Origin of the sequence: Blautia fusiformis, from assembly GCF_020686995.1 — a bacterium.
In the GTDB taxonomy this organism is placed as follows: Bacteria; Bacillota; Clostridia; order Lachnospirales; family Lachnospiraceae; genus Blautia_A; species Blautia_A fusiformis.
In genome coordinates this window covers 88,097-108,112 of the sequence record NZ_JAJEPT010000003.1, presented here as the reverse complement: position 1 = coordinate 108,112, position 20,016 = coordinate 88,097, and the positions used below count along the sequence as shown (strand labels likewise).

General features: G+C 46.2%; 16 protein-coding genes. 4 read left to right on the top strand and 12 right to left on the bottom strand.

From position 1 onward, the window contains the following. Nucleotides 1-32: 32 nt before the first annotated feature. Entirely contained in the window at nt 33-869 is an 837-nt protein-coding gene (nudC, locus tag LKD46_RS04025; protein WP_227573829.1) for an NAD(+) diphosphatase, read from the top strand. Nucleotides 870-1,074: 205 nt separating this feature from the next. Here nudC and glgP read toward each other — a convergent pair whose 3' ends face one another. Together glgP and LKD46_RS04015 are read right to left on the bottom strand one after the other, a co-directional pair. After that, on the bottom strand, nt 1,075-3,342 hold the full coding sequence (glgP, locus tag LKD46_RS04020; protein WP_227573828.1) for a glycogen/starch/alpha-glucan family phosphorylase: 2,268 nt from the start codon (nt 3,340-3,342) through the stop codon (nt 1,075-1,077). A gap of 214 nt (nt 3,343-3,556) precedes the next feature. Next, on the bottom strand, nt 3,557-4,474 hold the full coding sequence (locus LKD46_RS04015) for an AraC family transcriptional regulator (RefSeq protein WP_015527280.1): 918 nt from the start codon (nt 4,472-4,474) through the stop codon (nt 3,557-3,559). A gap of 284 nt (nt 4,475-4,758) precedes the next feature. Between LKD46_RS04015 and LKD46_RS04010 the strand changes: the two genes are divergently transcribed. After that, nucleotides 4,759-5,973, top strand: a complete 1,215-nt coding sequence (locus tag LKD46_RS04010) for an iron-containing alcohol dehydrogenase (protein WP_092068531.1) — start codon at nt 4,759-4,761, stop codon at nt 5,971-5,973. Between the two features lie 70 nt (nt 5,974-6,043). Further along, nucleotides 6,044-7,423 carry an aldehyde dehydrogenase gene (locus LKD46_RS04005; protein WP_110102901.1) on the top strand — a complete coding sequence of 460 codons (1,380 nt, stop codon included), beginning with the start codon at nt 6,044-6,046 and terminating at the stop codon, nt 7,421-7,423. Nucleotides 7,424-7,480: 57 nt separating this feature from the next. Here LKD46_RS04005 and LKD46_RS04000 read toward each other — a convergent pair whose 3' ends face one another. The 8 genes from LKD46_RS04000 to trpE all read right to left on the bottom strand — a co-directional run bounded on the left by LKD46_RS04000 (nt 7,481) and on the right by trpE (nt 16,523). Next, nucleotides 7,481-9,574 carry a glycoside hydrolase family 3 C-terminal domain-containing protein gene (locus LKD46_RS04000; protein WP_118368709.1) on the bottom strand — a complete coding sequence of 698 codons (2,094 nt, stop codon included), beginning with the start codon at nt 9,572-9,574 and terminating at the stop codon, nt 7,481-7,483. A 184-nt stretch (nt 9,575-9,758) separates the two neighbouring features. Next, on the bottom strand, nt 9,759-10,532 hold the full coding sequence (trpA, locus tag LKD46_RS03995; RefSeq protein ID WP_110102899.1) for a tryptophan synthase subunit alpha: 774 nt from the start codon (nt 10,530-10,532) through the stop codon (nt 9,759-9,761). Next, on the bottom strand, nt 10,525-11,709 hold the full coding sequence (gene trpB / locus LKD46_RS03990) for a tryptophan synthase subunit beta (RefSeq protein WP_110102898.1): 1,185 nt from the start codon (nt 11,707-11,709) through the stop codon (nt 10,525-10,527). The genes trpA and trpB overlap by 8 nt, the downstream gene beginning before the upstream one ends. Before the next feature lies 1 nt (nt 11,710). After that, nucleotides 11,711-12,358: a phosphoribosylanthranilate isomerase gene (locus LKD46_RS03985; protein ID WP_015527287.1), complete on the bottom strand. Its 648-nt coding sequence runs from the start codon at nt 12,356-12,358 to the stop codon at nt 11,711-11,713. Nucleotides 12,359-12,465: 107 nt separating this feature from the next. After that, nucleotides 12,466-13,260: an indole-3-glycerol phosphate synthase TrpC gene (trpC, locus tag LKD46_RS03980; RefSeq protein WP_118368708.1), complete on the bottom strand. Its 795-nt coding sequence runs from the start codon at nt 13,258-13,260 to the stop codon at nt 12,466-12,468. 129 nt (nt 13,261-13,389) lie between these two features. Next, entirely contained in the window at nt 13,390-14,403 is a 1,014-nt protein-coding gene (gene trpD, locus LKD46_RS03975; RefSeq protein ID WP_118368707.1) for an anthranilate phosphoribosyltransferase, read from the bottom strand. A 57-nt stretch (nt 14,404-14,460) separates the two neighbouring features. Then, nucleotides 14,461-15,039, bottom strand: a complete 579-nt coding sequence (locus tag LKD46_RS03970; RefSeq protein WP_114002277.1) for an anthranilate synthase component II — start codon at nt 15,037-15,039, stop codon at nt 14,461-14,463. Continuing rightward, a complete protein-coding gene (trpE, locus tag LKD46_RS03965; protein ID WP_118368706.1) occupies nt 15,036-16,523 on the bottom strand; it encodes an anthranilate synthase component I in 1,488 nt (495 codons plus the stop codon). The genes LKD46_RS03970 and trpE overlap by 4 nt, the downstream gene beginning before the upstream one ends. A 523-nt stretch (nt 16,524-17,046) precedes the next feature. On the opposite strand from trpE, the gene LKD46_RS03960 reads away from it, so the two are divergent. Then, nucleotides 17,047-17,724, top strand: a complete 678-nt coding sequence (locus LKD46_RS03960) for a GTP pyrophosphokinase (protein WP_015527292.1) — start codon at nt 17,047-17,049, stop codon at nt 17,722-17,724. A gap of 17 nt (nt 17,725-17,741) precedes the next feature. Here the strand turns inward: LKD46_RS03960 and LKD46_RS03955 are convergent, their stop codons facing one another. Next, nucleotides 17,742-18,725: an AraC family transcriptional regulator gene (locus LKD46_RS03955; RefSeq protein ID WP_118368705.1), complete on the bottom strand. Its 984-nt coding sequence runs from the start codon at nt 18,723-18,725 to the stop codon at nt 17,742-17,744. Between the two features lie 214 nt (nt 18,726-18,939). Further along, nucleotides 18,940-20,007 carry a substrate-binding domain-containing protein gene (locus LKD46_RS03950; protein ID WP_118368704.1) on the bottom strand — a complete coding sequence of 356 codons (1,068 nt, stop codon included), beginning with the start codon at nt 20,005-20,007 and terminating at the stop codon, nt 18,940-18,942. Between the last annotated feature and the right edge of the window lie 9 nt (nt 20,008-20,016).

Genomic DNA, 20,016 nt, shown 5'->3' with positions numbered 1-20,016 from the left:
AAAACAATAAATTCGGAAAGGAATTATCAATCATGATCCAGGATATCGCACCACATACCTATCACAATGAGTACAAACCTGTGGCTCCGGATAAAGAAAGCCACATCCTCGCCTATGGAAAAGGAAAGATCCTTATGAAAAAAGATGGCGAGACTATGACTCTTCCAAGCTTCGGAGAGCTGGAAGGAAAAGTTGAAAATCTCTATGAAAATTATATCTATCTCTTCTCTGTTGATGAAGAACATTTTTATCTGATCCCGGATCTGGATACCAGCCTTCTTCCCGGATATCAGTTTGAGATCATCCGTGTGCTTCGCACAGCAGAGCCTCAGTATCTGGCTTTTGCCGGAATCACCGGATACCAGCTTTTTCAGTGGTACAGCAAGCGTCGTTTCTGTGGCTGCTGCGGCCAGCCAATGGTACACGATAAGACAGAGCGCAAAATGATTTGTCCTTCCTGCGGAAACGGAGAATATCCGGTACTTTCCCCGGCTGTGATCGTTGGCGTTACCAATGGCGATAAGCTGATCCTTTCCAAATATGAGGGACGAAGCCACACACGTTATGCCATGATCGCCGGTTTTGCCGAGATTGGCGAGACTATTGAAGAAACTGTACACCGCGAAGTTATGGAGGAGATCGGCGTAAAGGTCAAAAATCTCCGCTACTACAAGAGCCAGCCATGGTCTTTCTCCGGCACTCTCCTGTTCGGCTTCTACTGTGACCTGGACGGCGACGACACTCTCACTGTAGACCACAACGAACTCTCCATGGCCTCCTGGTTCAACCGCGAGGAAATCCCGGATGAGGGTGATAATATCAGTCTTACCAAGGAAATGATGATGGCATTTAAGCATGGAAAGGCCTGAAGTATCGCTTGCCTGATTCCGTAAACAATTTTTCGTAACCAATTTCACAAAAAAACACCGACCATTCATCTGTACCATGTTCTGTCCAGGCTGCCAGATCATCTCTGACAGCTCAGACCCGGTACATATTTCCGATGAATGCCGGTGTTTTTATTTTCTATTTTTCTATTTTCTTCCGTACCGGAGTAAGCTGGCTAAAACCAGTTTATTTCTCCGCCGTCAGATGCCAGATATCTCTGTTGTATTCCTCGATAGTTCTGTCTGAAGAAAAGTATCCTGCTTTTCCGATGTTTACAAGCATTTTTTCTGCCCATGCGGTTCTGTCCTCATAATCGGACAGTGCCTGATCTTTCACCTTCGCATAATCCTCGAAGTCAAGAAGAGTCATGAACCAGTCTTTGCTTACGATCTCATGATGCAGTCTTCTTAAATGCTCTTCACTTCCAATAGAAAGAAGCTCGTTTCCTACGATAAAGTCTACTGCACGACGGATGCGCTCATCTTTCTCATAGAAATCTCTGGAGCAGTAATCTGCCTTTTCATAGTGTTCGATAACCTGCTCACTGGACTCACCGAAGATATAGATATTATCCTTACCTACCAGCTGGCTGATCTCCACATTTGCACCATCCATAGTACCAAGTGTCACAGCACCGTTAAGCATAAATTTCATGTTTCCTGTTCCGCTGGCCTCCTTGGAAGCAAGAGAGATCTGCTCGGAGATATCGCAGGCAGGGATCAGCTTCTCTGCTGCACTTACGTTGTAGTTTTCCACCATAACAACTTTCATGTACGGAGAAACCTCCGGATCATTGTTGATAAGCTCCTGTAAGCAGAGGAGAAGGTGGATAATATCCTTTGCGATAACGTATGCAGGAGCTGCCTTTGCACCGAAGATAAAGGTTACCGGGCGCTGCGGCTTCTCGCCTGCCTTGATCTTCAGGTAACGGTCAATGATGTAAAGTGCATTCAGCTGCTGACGTTTGTACTCATGAAGACGTTTGATCTGGATATCATAAACACTGTGTGTATTGATCTCTTCACCTGTGTTGGCTTTGATAAACTCCGCACATCTCTTCTTTGCATCCTGCTTGATCTTAAGGATATTTGCAAGAACGTCCTGATTTCCCTTGAAGCCAAGCATCTTGTCAAGCTCAAAGGAATCCTTGCGGAAGCCGTCACCGATCATGGATGTGATGTACTCTGTCAGCGGATGGTTGCAGTGAAGGAGCCATCTGCGGAAGGTAATTCCGTTTGTCTTGTTATTGAATTTCTCCGGATAGATCTCATAGAACTGATGAAGCTCTGTCTCCTTCAGGATATCGGTATGAAGGGATGCAACACCGTTGATGGAAAATCCGTAGTGGATGTCCATATGTGCCATGTGTACCAGGTCGTTCTTGTCGATGATGGCAAGATTTTCCTGCGGATATTTTGCTTTGATACGCTCGTCCAGCTTGCGGATGATCGGCATCAGATCCGGAACAACCTCCTCAAGATAGGAGATCGGCCATTTCTCAAGTGCCTCTGCAAGAATGGTATGGTTGGTATAAGCGCATACATGAGATACGATCTCGCATGCCTCCTCGAACTCGATTCCACGCTCTGTAAGGAGACGGATAAGCTCCGGAATTACCATACTCGGATGTGTATCGTTGATCTGGATCACTGCGTAATCGGCAAGGTCATGAAGATTGCAGCCTTTTGCTGTTGCCTCATCCAGGATCAGCTGTGCCGCATTGCTTACCATGAAGTACTGCTGATAGATACGAAGCTTTCTTCCTGCATCATCGCTGTCATCCGGATAAAGGAACAGTGTCAGATTGTGGAGCAGATCCTTCTTATCAAAGGAGATTCCCTCGCCCACAATGCTCTCATCTGCAATATCAATATCAAAAAGGCGAAGCTTGATCGCTTTGTTCTCATAGCCTGCAACATCAATATCATACAGTGTGGATTTCAGCATAAAGCCCTTAAATGGGACATAATAGGAAACGCCTGCATCTGTAAGCCAGCTCTCCGGCTGGATCCAAGGATTCGGTGTCTCAAACTGAAGATGATCCTTAAACTCCTGTTTGAAAAGTCCGAGGTGATAATTAAGTCCGATTCCTTCTCCCGGAAGTCCCAGAGTTGCAATGGAATCCAGGAAGCATGCTGCCAGACGGCCAAGTCCGCCGTTTCCGAGAGATGGCTCCGGCTCGATCTCCTCGATCATGGAAAGCTCTTTTCCGTTTTCTTTAAGATATTTCGCAACTTCATCATAAACGCCCAGATTGATCAGGTTGTTGGAAAGAAGCTTACCGATAAGAAACTCTGCGGAAATATAATAAATTTTCTTTTTTCCTTCCTGGTAGCCGCGGCCCTTCAGCTGCTCCTTTGTCCAGGAGAGAAGTCCGTGATAGATTTCCTCGTTTGTACAATCTTTTACATTTTTGTTATATTTGTCTTCAAATACTTTGCTTAATGTTTCCATTTTGATCTCCTTTCATGGATCTTGATGGGATGAAATATGTTTTTACAAGGTTGTTTGCTTTGTTTTGATGATATTAGGATATCACGCATTTCTTTTCAAAAATATAACAATCCTGTCATGATATGCAAGATATTTGTCAGACTGTTTTTCACTTTTTACGGTAGCTCTGCATAAAAACATAACCGATACATATGCGGTTGCTTCGGGAGCTTTCTCAGATCTGTCTCATACTCTTCCTGTATTTATGCGGTGAAACCTTATTGGACTGCTGAAATTTCTTTATAAAATAACTTGTACTGTTAAATCCCACCTGCATGGCGATCTCCGTCACAGGTGCATCGGAATGCGTAAGAAGATACTTCGCCTTCTCCATACGGAAGTCATTGATGTATTCCACCAGGGTTTTTCCCGTATACTGGCGGAAAAGCTTCATAAAATAATACTCACTGTAATTGGAAAGTCCGGAAAGCTCTGAAACGGTAAGATTCTCCTGGTAGTGAAGGCTGATATGATCCAGCACTTCCTTTACTGCTGCAAGGCTCTTGTTCTGCTCTGTGCTTACCGGGATAATATAATGCTTCGTCAGCATCTCATAAAAGAAATCAAAAAACAGCATTTTCAGCTTCACATAGAAATATGGCTTCTTCTCCGTATGACAGTCATGGATCTCCAGAAAAATTTCCCGTAGCTTCTCATATCCGGAATCTCCCTCTTCTATATGATGGCAGAATTCTGCCTTGTTTTCTATTAATGGTGATACCACACATTCCTGGCAGATATCTCCCGGCTGACCTGCAAGGAAGCCCAGGCTGAAAACCACACTCTTATAATAAAGAGGCTTCTTAAGATCCGTGCGCATACTATGGAGAACTCCGCAGTTCACAATCAGGATATCCCCCTTTTTCAGGCGGATGCTCTCCCGGTTCAGTCTGGCAAAGCCACTGCCTTTTTCAATATACATGATCTCCATCTCACTGTGCCAGTGGTCATACAGTGCATGAAAGATTTCACAGTTCGCCATATAGGTTTCCACCGGCAGCTCAAAGGAACCGTGAGGGCTTAATTCTTTTAAATTATCATCCACTTCGGATACGTGAAGAGGATTTTTTGCGGATGTGTCTGTTTCTGGCATGATTTCCTCCGTGATCAATATCTATCCTGCGGACATTTGCCTTCCGCTGGATATCCAATCCTTACATAATGATTCTGTTTGACTCCCTTAGTGTAAAGGATATTTACAACCATGACAATATTATATTTCCTGTTTTCTTTTTTATGACGTTACGGTTACTCTGTTCTCAGCAACACGCTTCGCGATACACTTCCATAAACGGCAATCTTGACTTTTCCCCTTCCAACTGCTATATATAATATTTAGAATAAAATAATTTGACTTTAAAAGGAAAGAAAACTACCATGAATCCATTAAAAAAAGCTTACTGCCGGGTTTTCCAGAATGTCTTTAAATTCGCCCTTCCACTGCTTCCTTACCGCAATCCGAAGATCATCGGAAGCGTCAAAGGTATTCCGGAAGTTCTGGAAAAAAGAAACTATAACAATGTACTCATCATCACAGATGCAGGGATCCGAAGCCTTGGCCTTACAGAAAGACTGGAGCAGACACTGAAGCGAAGCTGCATCTCTTACCACATCTACGACAAAACCGTTGCCAATCCAACAACCGTCAATGTGGACGAAGCCCTTCACATGTATCTGGACAATGACTGCCAGGCGATCATCGGCTTCGGCGGAGGTTCCAGTATGGACTGTGCAAAAGCCACAGCAGCCCGCATTGCCAAGCCACACCAGTCTCTTGCTCAGATGAAGGGAATCCTGAAGATCCACAAAAAGCTTCCTCTTCTCATCGCCATCCCCACGACTGCAGGAACAGGAAGTGAAACAACACTTGCTGCTGTCATTACCGATGCAGAAACACGGCACAAATATGCCATCAACGATTTTCCGCTGATCCCACGCTACGCAGTCCTTGACCCGAAAGTGACTTTAAGCCTTCCGCCGTTTATCACAGCTACCACCGGCATGGATGCCCTGACTCACGCAGTGGAAGCCTACATTGGAAATTCCACTACACCTGGCACAAGAAAAAATGCCCTGGATGCTGTCAGACTGATCTTTGAAAATCTGGATACCGCCTACACAGACGGCAATAATATTGAAGCAAGACGAAATATGCTCCGCGCCTCCTATTTCGCAGGCTGTGCCTTCACCAAATCCTACGTTGGATATGTCCACGCAATTGCACATTCCCTCGGCGGAAAATATAATGTTCCACATGGGCTTGCCAATGCAGTGATCCTTCCTATGGTACTGGAAACATACGGAGATTCCATCACTCACAAACTCCGCAACCTTGCCGTAACTGCCGGTCTCTGCGATAAACATGAGGACGATAAAACTGCTGCCCGGATGTTTATTGATGCAATAAAAGATATGAAAAAACGCTATGGCATCGGAGACTATATCCCGGAAATCCAGGAAACAGACATCCCGGAGCTTGCCCATTACGCAGATAAAGAAGCCAATCCTCTGTACCCGGTTCCTGTGCTGATGGATGCCGGCGAACTTGAGACACTGTATTACAGACTGATGCCTCCGGCAGGCAATTGCTAAAACAGCCATTGGCATAGAAAGATTTTTTCGATATTTCGAATACAGTTTTTTCAGAAAGGACTACAATTCCATGGAAAAAGAACAGATCAACCAGCTTTTAGATAAACAGCGCCAGTACTTCTACTCCGGCGCAACTCTTGACCTTGATTTTCGCATCAGCGCCCTGAAACGTCTCCGCGCTTCCATCCGGAAACACGAAGATCAGATCCACGCCGCGCTGAAAAAGGATCTTGGAAAAAGTAATTTCGAAAGCTATATGTGTGAGACCGGACTGGTGCTCTCCGAGATCACACATATGCTGAAAAATATCCGCTCCTACGCAAAAGAACAGACCGTTCCAACTCCACTGGCACAGTTCCATTCCCACAGTTTCCGCAAACCATCCCCCTACGGTGTTGTTCTCATTATGAGTCCGTGGAACTATCCGTTTCTTCTCACTATAGAACCACTGGTAGACGCCATTGCAGCCGGAAACACAGTCATCCTGAAACCAAGCGCCTACTCACCGGCAACAAGTGAAGTGATCCGTCTTCTCATCCATGAATGTTTCGATGAAAAATACGTTGCAACTGTCACAGGCGGACGTGCGGAAAACACACATCTTCTCAGTCTGCACTTTGATTACATCTTCTTCACGGGAAGCCAGTCTGTGGGAAAAGAGGTCATGAGAAAGGCTTCCGAACACCTCACACCAGTCACTCTGGAGCTGGGTGGAAAAAGCCCCTGCATCGTGGACAAAACAGCCAATCTCCGCCTTGCGGCAAAACGTATCGTATTCGGCAAGTTCCTGAACTGTGGCCAGACCTGCGTGGCTCCGGACTACATCTACTGTGATCCGGAGATCAAAGAAGCCCTGGTCGCAGAGCTTCGCAGACAGATCACACGCCAGTATGGAAAAGAAGCACTGAAGAACCGGAATTATGGAAAGATCATCAACGAAAAGCATTTCGACCGTATCAACAGTCTGATCGATCCTTCCAAAACTGTCTGCGGCGGTGGTTCCAACCGTGAAACACTTCAGATCGAGCCGACGGTTCTTGATAACGTAACCTTCGAAGATCCGGTCATGCAGCAGGAAATCTTCGGTCCGGTACTTCCGGTCCTCACCTATGACTCTCTCGGAGGTGCCGTAACAAAGATCAATTCCATGGCACATCCGCTGGCTCTTTATATCTTCACCGAAGATGAAAAAAATGCCCGGGAAGTTACTTCCCGATGTGGTTTCGGCGGTGGCTGTATCAACGATGTCCTCATACATCTGGCAACCAGCAATATGGGCTTCGGCGGCTTTGGTGAAAGCGGCATGGGATCCTATCATGGCATCGACGGCTTCCGGACATTCTCTCATTATAAGAGTATTGTAGATAAAAAGACCTGGATCGATCTTCCTATGCGGTATCAGAAATATCGGAAGATTTATGAGAAAATGGTACGGTTGTTTATGCGTTAGATATAAAGGGAGGGCGCTACCTGATGCATCGCCCTCCTGTTACTTTAGATTTTCTTATTATTTTTCCCAGATGATCTTTACCGGCATGATCCCGGTCAGTTCTTTGCTTTTTTCATCCGGCTGGCTGCAGCCTGCATAAATTTCAAATTTCTTTCCTTCTTCCATCCGTTTTCCTGTTTCATCTACTACGGTGAATGCTTTTTCCCATATTGGGATTTCTATTTTTCGGCATTCTCCCGCCTTCAGGAATATCCGATGAAAACCGGCCAGCATCGGATTTGGAATGGCATTTTTGCTGTCGATATTTTTTACATAAATCTGAACAACATCCTCTGTATCATATGCGCCGTTATTCTGCACTTCTACCTCCACGTTTATCTTCTGTCCACATGTTTTGACCTCTGCTTTATCTACTGCCACCTTACTGTACGTCAGACCATATCCAAAAGGAAACTGTGCTTTTCGTTCCATATAGCGATATGTTCTGCCTTTCATGGAATAATCGGTAAAATCCGGAAGTTCTTCCAGGTTTTCATAAAATGTCACCGGAAGTTTTCCTGATGGCGAGATTTCTCCAAACAGTACCTTTGCCGCTGCCTTCCCGCCCTGGCATCCAGGGTACCACAGCATCATGACTGCATCAAATTTCTCTGCCGCATATTTCAGATTAAGGTCACTTCCTGCCAGCAGACAGAATACTACCGGTTTTCCGGTATCTGCGATCGCTTCCATCAGTTCTCGCTGTACTCCGGGAAGTTCAATATCTTCTTTATCTCCCGATACATAGCTGTTTCCGGTGTCTCCCTCTTCCCCTTCCAGTGTCTCATCCAGTCCCATACATAAGATCACCACATCGCTGTTTTCCGCAACCACCTTGGCTTCCGCAATACGATCTCTGGTAAACGCAAGGTGCTCCGTCCGGTCTCGGAACAGATCACAGCCTCTGGAAGTAAGGATCCTTACATCGTCTCCCACATAATCCTGGATGCCTTCCTGTATGGTAATATACCTGGAAGCTGTCCCGTGATAATTGCCGATCAGCGCCTGCCTGCTGTCCGCATTTGGTCCGATGATCCCTATTGTTTTCAGTTTTTCTTTATCAAGCGGAAGAATCCCGTTATTTTTCAGCAGAACAAAGCTTTTTTCCGCTGCTTTCTCCGCTGCATCCAGATGCCTGGGAGATTCCACCTCCAGATAGGAGATATTGTCATATTCGCTTCCATCAAACAACCCCAGCAGATACCTTGTGGTAAAAAGCCGCACTGCTGCCCGGGTTATGGTTTCTTCTGTGACAAGCCCCTTTTCGTATGCCTTCATAATGTGAAGATAAGTATTTCCACAATTCAGGTCACAGCCATTATTAATAGCCAGTGCTGCAGATTCAACGGCTGTATCCGTTACCATATGGTGTTCATGAAAATCACGGATTGCCCAGCAGTCTGATACAAAATGCCCCTGAAATTTCCATTCGCCTCTGAGTTTTTTCTGTAATGTGGGACTTCCGCAGCAGGGTTCCCCGTTTGTCCGGTTATAAGCTCCCATAACCGCTTCTACTTTCGCTTCTTTTACCAGACCTTCGAATGCCGGCAGATACGTTTCTTCCATATCTTTTGCGGATGCTTCCGCATCAAATTCATGACGGAGTGCCTCCGGCCCGGAATGTACTGCAAAATGTTTGGCACAGGCTGCTGCCTTCATTGTATCCCCATTTCCCTGAAGTGCTTTTACAAAGGAAACTCCCAGTTCTTTTGTAAGATACGGATCTTCCCCATAAGTTTCATGGCCTCTACCCCATCGTGGATCACGGAAAATATTGACATTAGGAGACCAGAACGTCAATCCCTTATAAATATCTCTGTCACCGTTTACGGAATATGCATTATACTTTGCTCTGCCCTCTGTTGCCACGATACCGGCCATCTCTGCCACACTTTTCCGGTCAAAAGCTGCCGCCATTCCGATCGCCTGTGGAAAAACCGTTGCCTGCCCTGCTCTGGCAACACCGTGAAGTCCCTCATTCCACCAGTTATACGCCGGAATTCCCAATCTTTTTATTGCAGGTGCATCGTACCTTAACTGACTGGCCTTTTCCTCCAGAGTCATCCTGGCAACCAGCGCTTCTGCTTTCTTCTTTGCTTCTTCCCGATTCATCCCCAATTTCCTCCTCACCTTTTTTTATATCATCTATCATTTGGTCTCTGACTGTCAAGTAGATATTTCCTGCAATTTTTCCGGCCTCTGTTCAGAGCAGAAAAAAATCTGCTTTACCCTTTCTTTGGGATAAAGCAGATTTTTATTACACTTTGTGATCTGTGTTCCAATTTCAGCCGGGAACTTATCTGATCGCATCCTTCATCTCTTTCACATAAGCCTTCACCTTCGGCACGCAGTCTTTGCCGTAGGCACCACAGAGCTTCACGATCGCAGATCCTACAATGGCACCGTCTGACTGATCTGCCATTTTTTTTGCCTGCTCCGGTGTGGAGATTCCGAATCCTACTGCACATGGAATGTCTTTCTGAGCTTTTACTAATTTCACCATAGCTCCGATATCTGTGGTAATGCTGGTACGCATTCCTGTTACACCAAGGGAAGATACGCAGTAAACAAAGCCTTCCGCCTCTTTTGCGATCATGGCAATCCGCTCATGGGAGGTCGGTGCGATCAGGGAGATCAGGTCAAGGCCGTACTGTTTGCACACAACATCAAACTCTTCTTTTTCCTCAAACGGAACATCCGGAAGAATCAGTCCATCCATTCCAACTTCCGCTGCTTTCTTGATAAAACGCTCTGTTCCGTAAGAAAATACTACGTTTGCATAGGTCATGAATACCATTGGGATTTTTGTATTTTTACGGATTTTTTCTACCATTGAAAAAACTTTATCTGTAGTCACGCCGCCTGCAAATGCCCGGACATTGGCTTCCTGGATCACAGGTCCCTCTGCGGTAGGATCTGAGAACGGGATCCCAAGCTCGATCAGATCTGCTCCTGCTTCTTCCATTGCATAAACCAGCTGCTCTGTTACCTCCAGAGACGGATCTCCGCAGGTCAAAAAAGGAATAAATGCTTTTCCGTTTGCAAATGCCTCTGTAATTCTCTTATTCATGAATATCCTCCCCTCTGTAGCGGGCGATTGCCGCACAGTCCTTATCTCCACGTCCTGAAATGGTAACTACCATGATCTTGTCCTTTCCAAGTGTCGGTGCGATCTTTTTCGCATAGGCCACTGCGTGGGCACTTTCGATCGCAGGAATGATTCCTTCTGTTCTGGAAAGATATTCAAAAGCCTCTACTGCTTCGTCATCTGTAACAGGAACGTACTCTGCTCTTCCGATATCATAAAGGTGTGCATGCTCCGGACCTACACCCGGGTAATCAAGACCTGCGGAGATGGAGTATACCGGTGCGATCTGTCCGTATTCATCCTGGCAGAAGTAAGATTTCATACCATGGAAGATTCCGAGACGACCAGTTGCGATGGTTGCCGCAGTCTCCGCAGTATTCACGCCACGTCCTGCTGCCTCACAGCCGATGAGACGAACGTCTTTGTCCTCAATGAAATTGTAGAAAGTTCCGATAGCATTGGAGCCGCCGCCCACACAGGCCAGGACAACATCCGGAAGTCTGCCCTCTTTTTCCAGCATCTGCTCTTTGATCTCCTTGGAGATCACGGCCTGGAAATCACGTACGATGGTCGGGAACGGGTGCGGGCCCATAACAGATCCCAGTACATAATGGGTATCTGCAATACGGTTTGTCCACTCACGCATGGTCTCGGAAACGGCATCCTTTAAGGTTGCGGTTCCGCTTGTGACTGCATGGACTTTTGCTCCGAGAAGACGCATTTTGTAAACATTCAGTGCCTGACGTTCCGTGTCTTCTTTTCCCATGAATACCTCACATTCCATTCCCATCAGTGCTGCTGCGGTTGCAGTTGCAACACCGTGCTGGCCGGCTCCTGTCTCTGCGATGACACGGGTCTTGCCCATTTTTTTTGCCAGGAGCACCTGACCAAGTACGTTGTTGATCTTGTGGGCTCCTGTGTGGTTTAAGTCTTCTCTTTTCAGATAGATCTTGGCTCCGCCAAGGTCCTCGGTCATATGTGCCGCATAGTAAAGACGGGATGGTCTTCCTGCGTATTCATTGAGAAGCTCTGTGAGCTCACGGTTGAATTCCGGGTCGTTTTTGTAATGGTTGTATGCTTCCTCAAGCTCCAGAACGGCGTTCATCAGTGTTTCCGGGATGTACTGTCCGCCATGGATGCCGAATCTTCCTTTTAACATGTTATATTTCCTCCTTTATGTTCCTTACTGCGTATACTGCTTCTAATATTTTATCCGGGTCTTTGTGACCGTCGGTTTCTACACTGCTGCTTAAATCTACTGCCCAGGGGTGAAGCAGATGTATGGCCGATTCCAGATTTTCACAGCCCAGACCTCCTGCCAGAAACCAGGGACGTTTGATCGCCGGTACCAGACTCCAGTCGAAAGTTTCTCCTGTTCCTCCTGCGCCCTGATCCAGCAGAATATAGTCTGCTTCCGAACGGACCGCTTTCTTTATATCTGCTTCTGTTTTTATGGAAAAAGCCTTTATCAGAATCTGGTCTGTCATGGTCTTAAGCTGTCTGATATAATTCTCGTCCTCCTGGCCGTGAAGCTGTGCCAGTGCGATGGTTTCTTCGTTTAAAAGCTGTGCGGGAAGCTCCACCGGTGCATTGACGAATACGCCTACCGGCAAAATGCTATCATCCAGTTCTTCCCGGAGAGCCTTCAATTGCTCCACGGTGACGTTTCTTCTGCTTTTTGGGAATTCTACAATGAATCCTGCAAAGTCCGGTTTAGCCTGGTTAACTGCCTGGATATCTTCCGGGCGGGTCAGGCCGCAGATCTTGATCCTGATTCTGCTCCCATGTTTCAACGGTTGTTCTCTCATATTCAGCCAATCCTGCCCTTTCTGTCTGACCCTGCCCCTTCCTGTTTCGTTACTATTTGCTGCTGGTCAGCTCTGTTACTTATTTGCTCTATTCTTTCGTTTGGCCTTTATACAAGCGCTCCACCATTCAGATTTTCCAATGCTGCTTTCTTATCCGGGCTTCGCATCAGGGTCTCACCGATCAGGACTGCACCTACCCGGTTTCTTTCCAGGATAGCGATATCACCTGCGTTTTTGATTCCGCTCTCAGACACAAATACCACATTGTCCGATGCCAGGTTTCGAAGACGGATGCTGTTATTCATATCAACCTTAAAGGTTTTCAGATCACGGTTGTTTACACCGACGATCTTTGCACCTGTCTTTAATGCTCTTGCCACTTCATTCTCGTCATGAGCTTCCACCAGTGCATCCATTCCCAGAGTTTCTGCAAGCTCTCGGTATTCCAGGAGTTCCTGGTCATTTAAGATAGCACAGATCAGAAGTAAAGCCGATGCACCGAATGCTTTTGCCTGATAGATCATGTACTTATCCACCGTGAAGTCCTTCCGAAGAACCGGAATATCCACTGTTTCTGTGATCTCACGGAGATAAGTGTCACTTCCCATGAAATAAAATGGCTCTGTGAGGCAGGAGATCGCAGATGCACCTGCTGCCTCGTATTCTTTCGCAATTTCCAGATACGGAAATTCCGGTGCGATCAGCCCCTTGGAGGGGGAAGCTTTTTTTACTTCACAGATGTAGGACATACCCGGCTTTTTCAACGCTTCCAGAAAGGACGGCTGCTGTGGTGCTTTTTCTGCCAGGGTTTTCAGCTGATCCAGGGGAAACTGAAGTTTTTCCTTCCGGATACGTTCTCTTGTTTTTTCTGCGATTTCCTCCAGAATGTTTTTTTCGCTCATTCTTTGTTTGTCTCCTTGATATTTCAGTTCAACTCTCATTCGGCAATTTCAAGAAGTCTGACAGATTAATGTTTCCGTTCGTATCTCTTCCGATAGGGATTGCCGATTTCTCTTCTGCCGCTATTATTTTCAAATCTCGTTACTTAATTTGATAAATTCCGCAAGCTTGGCAGCAGCTGCACCACTGTCGATCAGGTTTTCAGCCTTTCTTACGCCGGCTTCCAGGCTCTCTGCCTTTCCGGCGATATAAAGTGCTGCACCTGCGTTCATGCAGACCGCCTGACGCTTCGGGCCTTTTTCGTTTCCGTTTACAATGGCTTTTGTGATCTCTGCGTTCTCTGCCGGTGTGCCGCCTGCCAGATCTTCTTTGCTGCAGCGTGTATAGCCGAACTGCTCCGGTGTGATCTCATAGGACTGGAACCATCCGTCCTTGATCTCGCACACAGAAGTCGGTGCGCTCATGGAGATCTCATCCAGCTTATCCTGCCCGAAAACTACCATTCCGCGGTTCACGCCAAGCTTCATCATAACCTGTGCCAGCGGCTCTACCAGAGACTGGTCAAAGACTCCCATCAGCTCCATGTTTGCGCCTGCCGGGTTGCTTAATGGTCCGAGGATATTAAATACCGTGCGGATTCCCAGCTCTTTACGGATCGGTGCCACATATTTCATGGCAATATGATAATTCTGAGCGAACAGGAAACAGATGTTGATCTTTTTCAGGATCTCTGCACTTTTTTCCGGCGGGATGGTGATCTTTACGCCAAGTGCTTCCAGAACATCTGCTGCACCGCTCTTGGAAGATGCTGCACGGTTTCCGTGTTTTGCTACCGGAACGCCACCTGCTGCGATCACAAGAGAAGATGTTGTGGAAATGTTAAAGGAGTTTGCTCCGTCACCACCGGTTCCTACGATCTCCAGAACATTCATATCGTGGAGAAGCTTGATGCAGTGTGCACGCATTCCGGCTGCTGATGCAGTGATCTCATCAATAGTCTCTCCTTTCAGGGAAAGTGCAGTAAGGTAGGATGCCATCTGTACCGGTGTTGCCGCTCCGTCCATGATCTCATTCATTACGGCTTCTGCTTCGTCATATGTAAGATCTTCTTTTTTTGAAAGCTTGATGATTGCTTCTTTGATCATTGTTGTTTCCTCCTGTTCTGTAACGATTCTATCTTTTATGGATTGCTGTTCTCTGTCTTATCTGTCTCTGATAACCTTCATAAAGTTCTCGATCATTGTTTTTCCATCCGGTGTCATAACAGATTCCGGATGGAACTGTAATCCGAATATCGGATATTCTTTATGCTCCAGTGCCATCACCTCTCCGTCCTCAGACTCAGCGGTAACAACCAATTCCTCCGGTAAGGTATCCCGGATAGCTGCCAGTGAGTGATATCTGGCTGCCGGAAAAGTTTCCGGAAGTCCTTCAAACATCCGGCTCTTTCCAACTTTATGTATCTCTTTCTGCTTTCCGTGCATCAGCTCTTTTGCGTAGGATACTGTCCCTCCGAAGGCTTCACAGATGGACTGATGTCCAAGGCAGATACCCAGGATCGGCAGCTTGTCTTTGAAATATTTTATGGATTCAATGCAGATTCCCGCATCCTCCGGTTTTCCCGGACCAGGGGAAAGGATCAATGCCTCCGGCTTCATGGCCTCCAGCTCTTTGATGGTCACTTCATCATTTCTTACCACTTTGATATCCGGCTTCACAGAACCGATCAGCTGGTAAACATTGTAGGAAAAGCTATCATAATTATCGATCAGTACTATCATTCCAGTCCCTCCTGTGCAGTTTCAATTGCCTGTACAACGGCTCTTGCCTTGTTGCAGCACTCCTGAAATTCACTTTCCGGAATACTGTCTGCTACGATCCCTGCTCCTGACCGGATACAGATCTCACCGTTTTTCTTATAAACCAGGCGAATGGCAATACATGTATCCAGGTTTCCGGCAAAATCCAGATATCCGATAGCACCTCCGTAAATGCCTCGCTTGCTCTGTTCCAGTTCCTGGATGATCTGGCAGGCACGGAATTTCGGTGCTCCGGAAAGTGTTCCTGCCGGAAGGATGGCATCCACTGCATCCACCGCATCCCTGTCATCCCGGATCTGGCCGGTAACTGTGGAACCAATATGCATCACATGAGAAAAACGCTCGATGCACATATATTTTTCTACGTTCACGGTACCGATCTTACTGATCTTTCCGATATCATTTCGACCAAGATCCACCAGCATGTTATGCTCGGCACGTTCCTTCTCATCAGCCAGGAGTCCTTTTTCCAGCGCCAGGTCTTCTTCTTTTGTCTTGCCTCTTGGTCTTGTTCCTGCAAGCGGGAAGGTACTTAATTCTGTTCCTGCAAGCCTGGCAAGTGTTTCCGGGGAGGCTCCTGCAATCTCAATATCATCACTGGAAAAATAAAACATATACGGCGAAGGATTGGTAGCCCTGAGAACACGGTATGTATCAAACAGACTTCCCTCTGCTTTCGCTCGCATCGGATTGGAGAGCACCACCTGGAAAATATCTCCTTCGTGGATGTAATGCTTCGCTTTCTCAACCATCTCACAGTATTTTGCTTTCGGGAACTGCGGCTCAATGGAAGATTTCAGTTTCAAAGACGGAAATTCCTTCTGTTTTCCGTTTCGGATCAGATCTGCCATCTCTTTTAATTTTGCTTCCGCCTTCTGATAGGAATTTTCCGGATCATCCGTCATCACACCGGTGATCAGAAACACCTTCTGTCTGTAATGGTCAAAGGCGATCACCTGGTCAAAAAACATCAGATCCATGTCCCGGAAATCCTGTACTGTCTCGTCGGTAAGCTCCAGCTTCGGCTCGCTGTACTTAATATAATCGTAGGAAAAATATCCTACCAGACCTCCGGTAAAGGTCGGCATATTTTCCAGCACTGGGCTTTTGTATTCTTTCAGGATCTCCCGAATAGCATCTCCCGGATGCTTCACCTGCTGTACGGTTTTTTCTTCAGTTCCGTCCTCATGGATCCTGCGGATCTGAAGCTTTCCGTCTGTACAGGTGATCTCCATGGATGGCTCATATCCCAGGAAGGAATAGCGTCCCCATACCTCTGTCTGGCTGGCACTTTCCAGAAGATAGCAATGTCTGCTGGCTGTGCGTAAGGTCCTCATGACTTCTACGGGTGTATAGCGGTCGGAATACAGCTCTCTGCATACAGGGATTCGCCGGTATTCGCCTGACTGTGCGAGTTCTTTGATTTTTTCTAATGTTGGATACATATACAGGCCCTCCTGAGTTTTTCATTCCTTACCGGAGGACGGGACATTCGTGATCTGCATTCGCTGCTTGCTCATGAAATCAAAGAAAAGCCCGTCTCCGACAGAATCTGGTTCTGTCAGGGACGAGCTCTAAATTCAAAATCACCCGCGGTGCCACCCTGATTCACGGTCTGACCCGTGCACTTGGCGGAATACCTTCATATTCCCGGCAACTGACGTATGCCCTCACGTCACAGAATACTTGATACCCGAAAATATCTTTCCCTGTGCCCTCTGCGGTCCATTTGATAAACTGCCTCTCGACCCGGCTCTCACCCTCCCGGACTCTCTGTGCGCGCATGAATATCTTTATCTCCGCTTCAACGGTTTAGTGGTTTACTTAATTAAACTTTTTCTATAAAATAGCACAGCTTTTCTGATATGTCAATACAAATGTTGAAAAAAATATCATTTTGTTCTATAATTGTATGAAAGTAATTGTTATAAATATTACATAAGAAAGGAGTTTCACCAGAAAAACACTATGGCTGAAAGAAATACAAACACCTGGCTGGATACCCCTGATCCACAGGTTTTTATCAAAAATTCCGCAAAATTTAATGATCTGATGATGATGTATCGATGTACGGTCCGTGAGGTACGCACCAAGCTGGAAGTCCTCAACGATGAATTTTCATTGGAATATAAACGTAACCCGATCTCCTTCATCAAAACAAGGATCAAAAAGCCGGAAAGCATTTACAAAAAGCTCAAAAAGCTCGGCTATGAGTTTACTGCGGAGAATATTCAGAATCAGCTGAATGACGTGGCAGGCATCCGTGTTGTCTGTGCCTTTATCGATGATATCTACACTATTGCAGACCTGATCACCAGGCAGGATGACATTACCGTCATCCAGGTAAAGGACTATATCAAAAATCCAAAGCCAAACGGCTACCGCAGTTATCACATGATCGTGGAAATCCCCGTATTCTTCTCCAAGGGAAAAACTCCCATGCGTGCAGAGATCCAGATCCGTACCAACGGTATGGATTTCTGGGCAACTCTGGAGCATCAGCTGCGTTACAAGCAGAATATCGAAGAAATGGACGGTTATGAGGATGTCAGCAATGAACTGCTGAACTGCGCCCGCACTGTGATCGATATGGATAACGAAATGCAGCGGATCAAAAACAAGATCGGACAATTCCATGATATTTAAAAAAACAGTTGAGGCTGTTACAGCCTCAACTGTTCTTTCTCACTGTTTTTCACCCGGAACGCCCGCGGTGTCATGTGATAATGTTCCTTGAATACCCGATGAAAATAACTGTTATTTTCATAGCCTACAGCCGCAATGATGTCACTGACAGGCAGATCTGTTTCACACATCAGCTCTACAGCCTTGTTCAGACGTTTTCTCTGAAGAAGTTCCTTGAAATTAAACCCTGTGCTTTTCTTGATCATCTTACTGAGGACATGCATGGGAAGATGCAGACGACCACAAAGCTCCGTCAGCGTAGCAGTCCGGTATTTCTGTTCAATATAATCCAGTGTTGTCATAGAGATCATATTTTCGTACTGATTGGGCAGACGCATCTCCACATACTGCACCGATTCTATCAGATACATGAATATCAGGCCCATTGTGGTCTGATTGATCCGCTCTCTGTTCTCCTCACCGTTTACAAGAGAATAGATGATATTTTCCAGAAGATTCTGGATCTGCAGCACTTCCGCAACCTTAAAATGAAGATATTCCCCACGCTCTTCATCCTGTCGCAGGACATTCACCAGAAAATCTGCCAGCATATTGTCATTGCCCGCCATGGAATAGGCCACATCAAAAAACTCCGGCAGCACCATAAAATTGATCGCAATATCATTCTGCCCCGCTTTCAGAATCTCATGCTTCGTAAACTGATTGAGAAAAAGCAGCTCGCCTTTGTTAACTATGACTTTTTTTCCGTCAATGATATTAGTCAGAGATCCCTCACACACATACAGCACTTCCACAAAATTATGCCTGTGAGCCGGAAAATACACAAAACGGGTGTGTGTACGCACAGCGATCAGCCTGCCTTCTTTCAGCATTTTACGGCTGTCCACAGTAAAGTCCCGACCGGATGTGTAGAGATCTCTATCCACCTCTGCTTCTCCATCCAGGATTTTTCTCTCTTCCTCTGTGATCTTTCTCAGCTGATCCAGTAATGCCTGCTGCATGTGTTTTGCTCCTTCATCTGTTCATGGTTTTCTATTCTGCTGTCCTCATTTTAACACCGCAGCCATAAGAGTACAACCAGAATCAAAAGACTGAAATTTTTTCGGAAACCTTCTATACACCAAATTCAAATATACGAAACAAGGCGGAGTCCGAAGACTCCGCCTTGTCCCAAAAGGATTTATCATATGATTATACAGTCAATCTGAGGATTGATTAGTACAGCTTAGCCATCTCCTCGATGTTGCTTGTATCGAATTTCAGAGGTGCACCAAGAACAACCTCTGTACCGCCGTCATCTGCCTCTGTTACTGTGTAGTCACCAAGGTCACCAGCTGTGAATTTGTCATCTTTAGCACCTGTGATGTCTTCGTTGATCAGGGCGATTGTTGTGTAAGCGCTGAGTTTTCCAAGGCCCTGCATATCCCACAGGTAGAAGTATGGGCAGGAATGAGAATCATCATCACCTGTGTACTCCTGCATCTCAGATGGAAGTCCAAGTCCTGTCAGTTTACACTCAGAACCGTTATCCTGAAGATATTTAGCTGCTGCTGCGATACCAACTGTTGTAGGTGCGCAGATAACCTTCAGATCCTTGTAGTTCTGAAGAAGAGCTGCTGTCTGGTCTGTGGATTTCTGCGGCTCATCATCACCGTATACAACGTCTACAAGCTCAAGCTTGCTGTATTTGTCATCGCCTTCCATGATGGTCTTCATTGCATCGATCCATGCATTCTGGTTAGCGGACTGAGATGTAGCGGAAAGGATAGCGAACTGTCCTTCACCACCGGAAATATCAAGAACTGCATCCATAAGTGCCTGAGCAACTTCTTTTGTACCAGCCTGGTTTACGAAAATCTCACGGCTGTCTTTGTTCGGTGCAGAATCGAAGGAAGATACCTTGATTCCCTCATCCATAGCTTCCTCAAGCTTAGCCTGAAGAGCGTTAACATCGTTAGCGGAAATACAGATTGCATCAAAGTCCTGGGAAATCAGGTTGTCAAGAACCTTGATCTGTGCATCAGCTGTAGCTGTCTCAGGATAAACGACCTGAACCTCGCCGCCTTCAGCCTCTACTGTCTCCTGGAAAGATTTCGCTGCGATCTCGAAGAATGCATTACCAGCTGCTTTACCAACCAGAGCGATCTTTTTGTCTTTTGCGGAATCGCCAGCTGCTGCTTCTGTCTTAGTATCATCTTTTTTGTCATCTGCTGCAAGAACCGGGCAAACTGTACCAAGAACCATTGCTCCACAAAGGATTGCGCTAATTACCTTTTTTTTCATTGTTGTTCC

Excerpts from the sequence above, each read along its gene's own strand:
- nudC (WP_227573829.1), top strand. The coding sequence starts at position 33 with ATGATCCAGGATATCGCACCACATACCTATCACAATGAGTACAAACCT.
- trpA (WP_110102899.1), bottom strand. The coding sequence starts at position 10,532 with ATGAATAAGAGAATTACAGAGGCATTTGCAAACGGAAAAGCATTTATT.
- trpB (WP_110102898.1), bottom strand. The coding sequence starts at position 11,709 with ATGTTAAAAGGAAGATTCGGCATCCATGGCGGACAGTACATCCCGGAA.
- LKD46_RS04000 (WP_118368709.1), bottom strand. The coding sequence starts at position 9,574 with ATGAATCGGGAAGAAGCAAAGAAGAAAGCAGAAGCGCTGGTTGCCAGG.
- LKD46_RS04010 (WP_092068531.1), top strand. The coding sequence starts at position 4,759 with ATGAATCCATTAAAAAAAGCTTACTGCCGGGTTTTCCAGAATGTCTTT.
- LKD46_RS03950 (WP_118368704.1), bottom strand. The coding sequence starts at position 20,007 with ATGAAAAAAAAGGTAATTAGCGCAATCCTTTGTGGAGCAATGGTTCTT.
- trpD (WP_118368707.1), bottom strand. The coding sequence starts at position 14,403 with ATGATCAAAGAAGCAATCATCAAGCTTTCAAAAAAAGAAGATCTTACA.
- LKD46_RS03960 (WP_015527292.1), top strand. The coding sequence starts at position 17,047 with ATGGCTGAAAGAAATACAAACACCTGGCTGGATACCCCTGATCCACAG.
- LKD46_RS03985 (WP_015527287.1), bottom strand. The coding sequence starts at position 12,358 with ATGAGAGAACAACCGTTGAAACATGGGAGCAGAATCAGGATCAAGATC.
- LKD46_RS03970 (WP_114002277.1), bottom strand. The coding sequence starts at position 15,039 with ATGATAGTACTGATCGATAATTATGATAGCTTTTCCTACAATGTTTAC.
- LKD46_RS04005 (WP_110102901.1), top strand. The coding sequence starts at position 6,044 with ATGGAAAAAGAACAGATCAACCAGCTTTTAGATAAACAGCGCCAGTAC.
- trpE (WP_118368706.1), bottom strand. The coding sequence starts at position 16,523 with ATGTATCCAACATTAGAAAAAATCAAAGAACTCGCACAGTCAGGCGAA.
- LKD46_RS04015 (WP_015527280.1), bottom strand. The coding sequence starts at position 4,474 with ATGCCAGAAACAGACACATCCGCAAAAAATCCTCTTCACGTATCCGAA.
- trpC (WP_118368708.1), bottom strand. The coding sequence starts at position 13,260 with ATGAGCGAAAAAAACATTCTGGAGGAAATCGCAGAAAAAACAAGAGAA.
- glgP (WP_227573828.1), bottom strand. The coding sequence starts at position 3,342 with ATGGAAACATTAAGCAAAGTATTTGAAGACAAATATAACAAAAATGTA.
- LKD46_RS03955 (WP_118368705.1), bottom strand. The coding sequence starts at position 18,725 with ATGCAGCAGGCATTACTGGATCAGCTGAGAAAGATCACAGAGGAAGAG.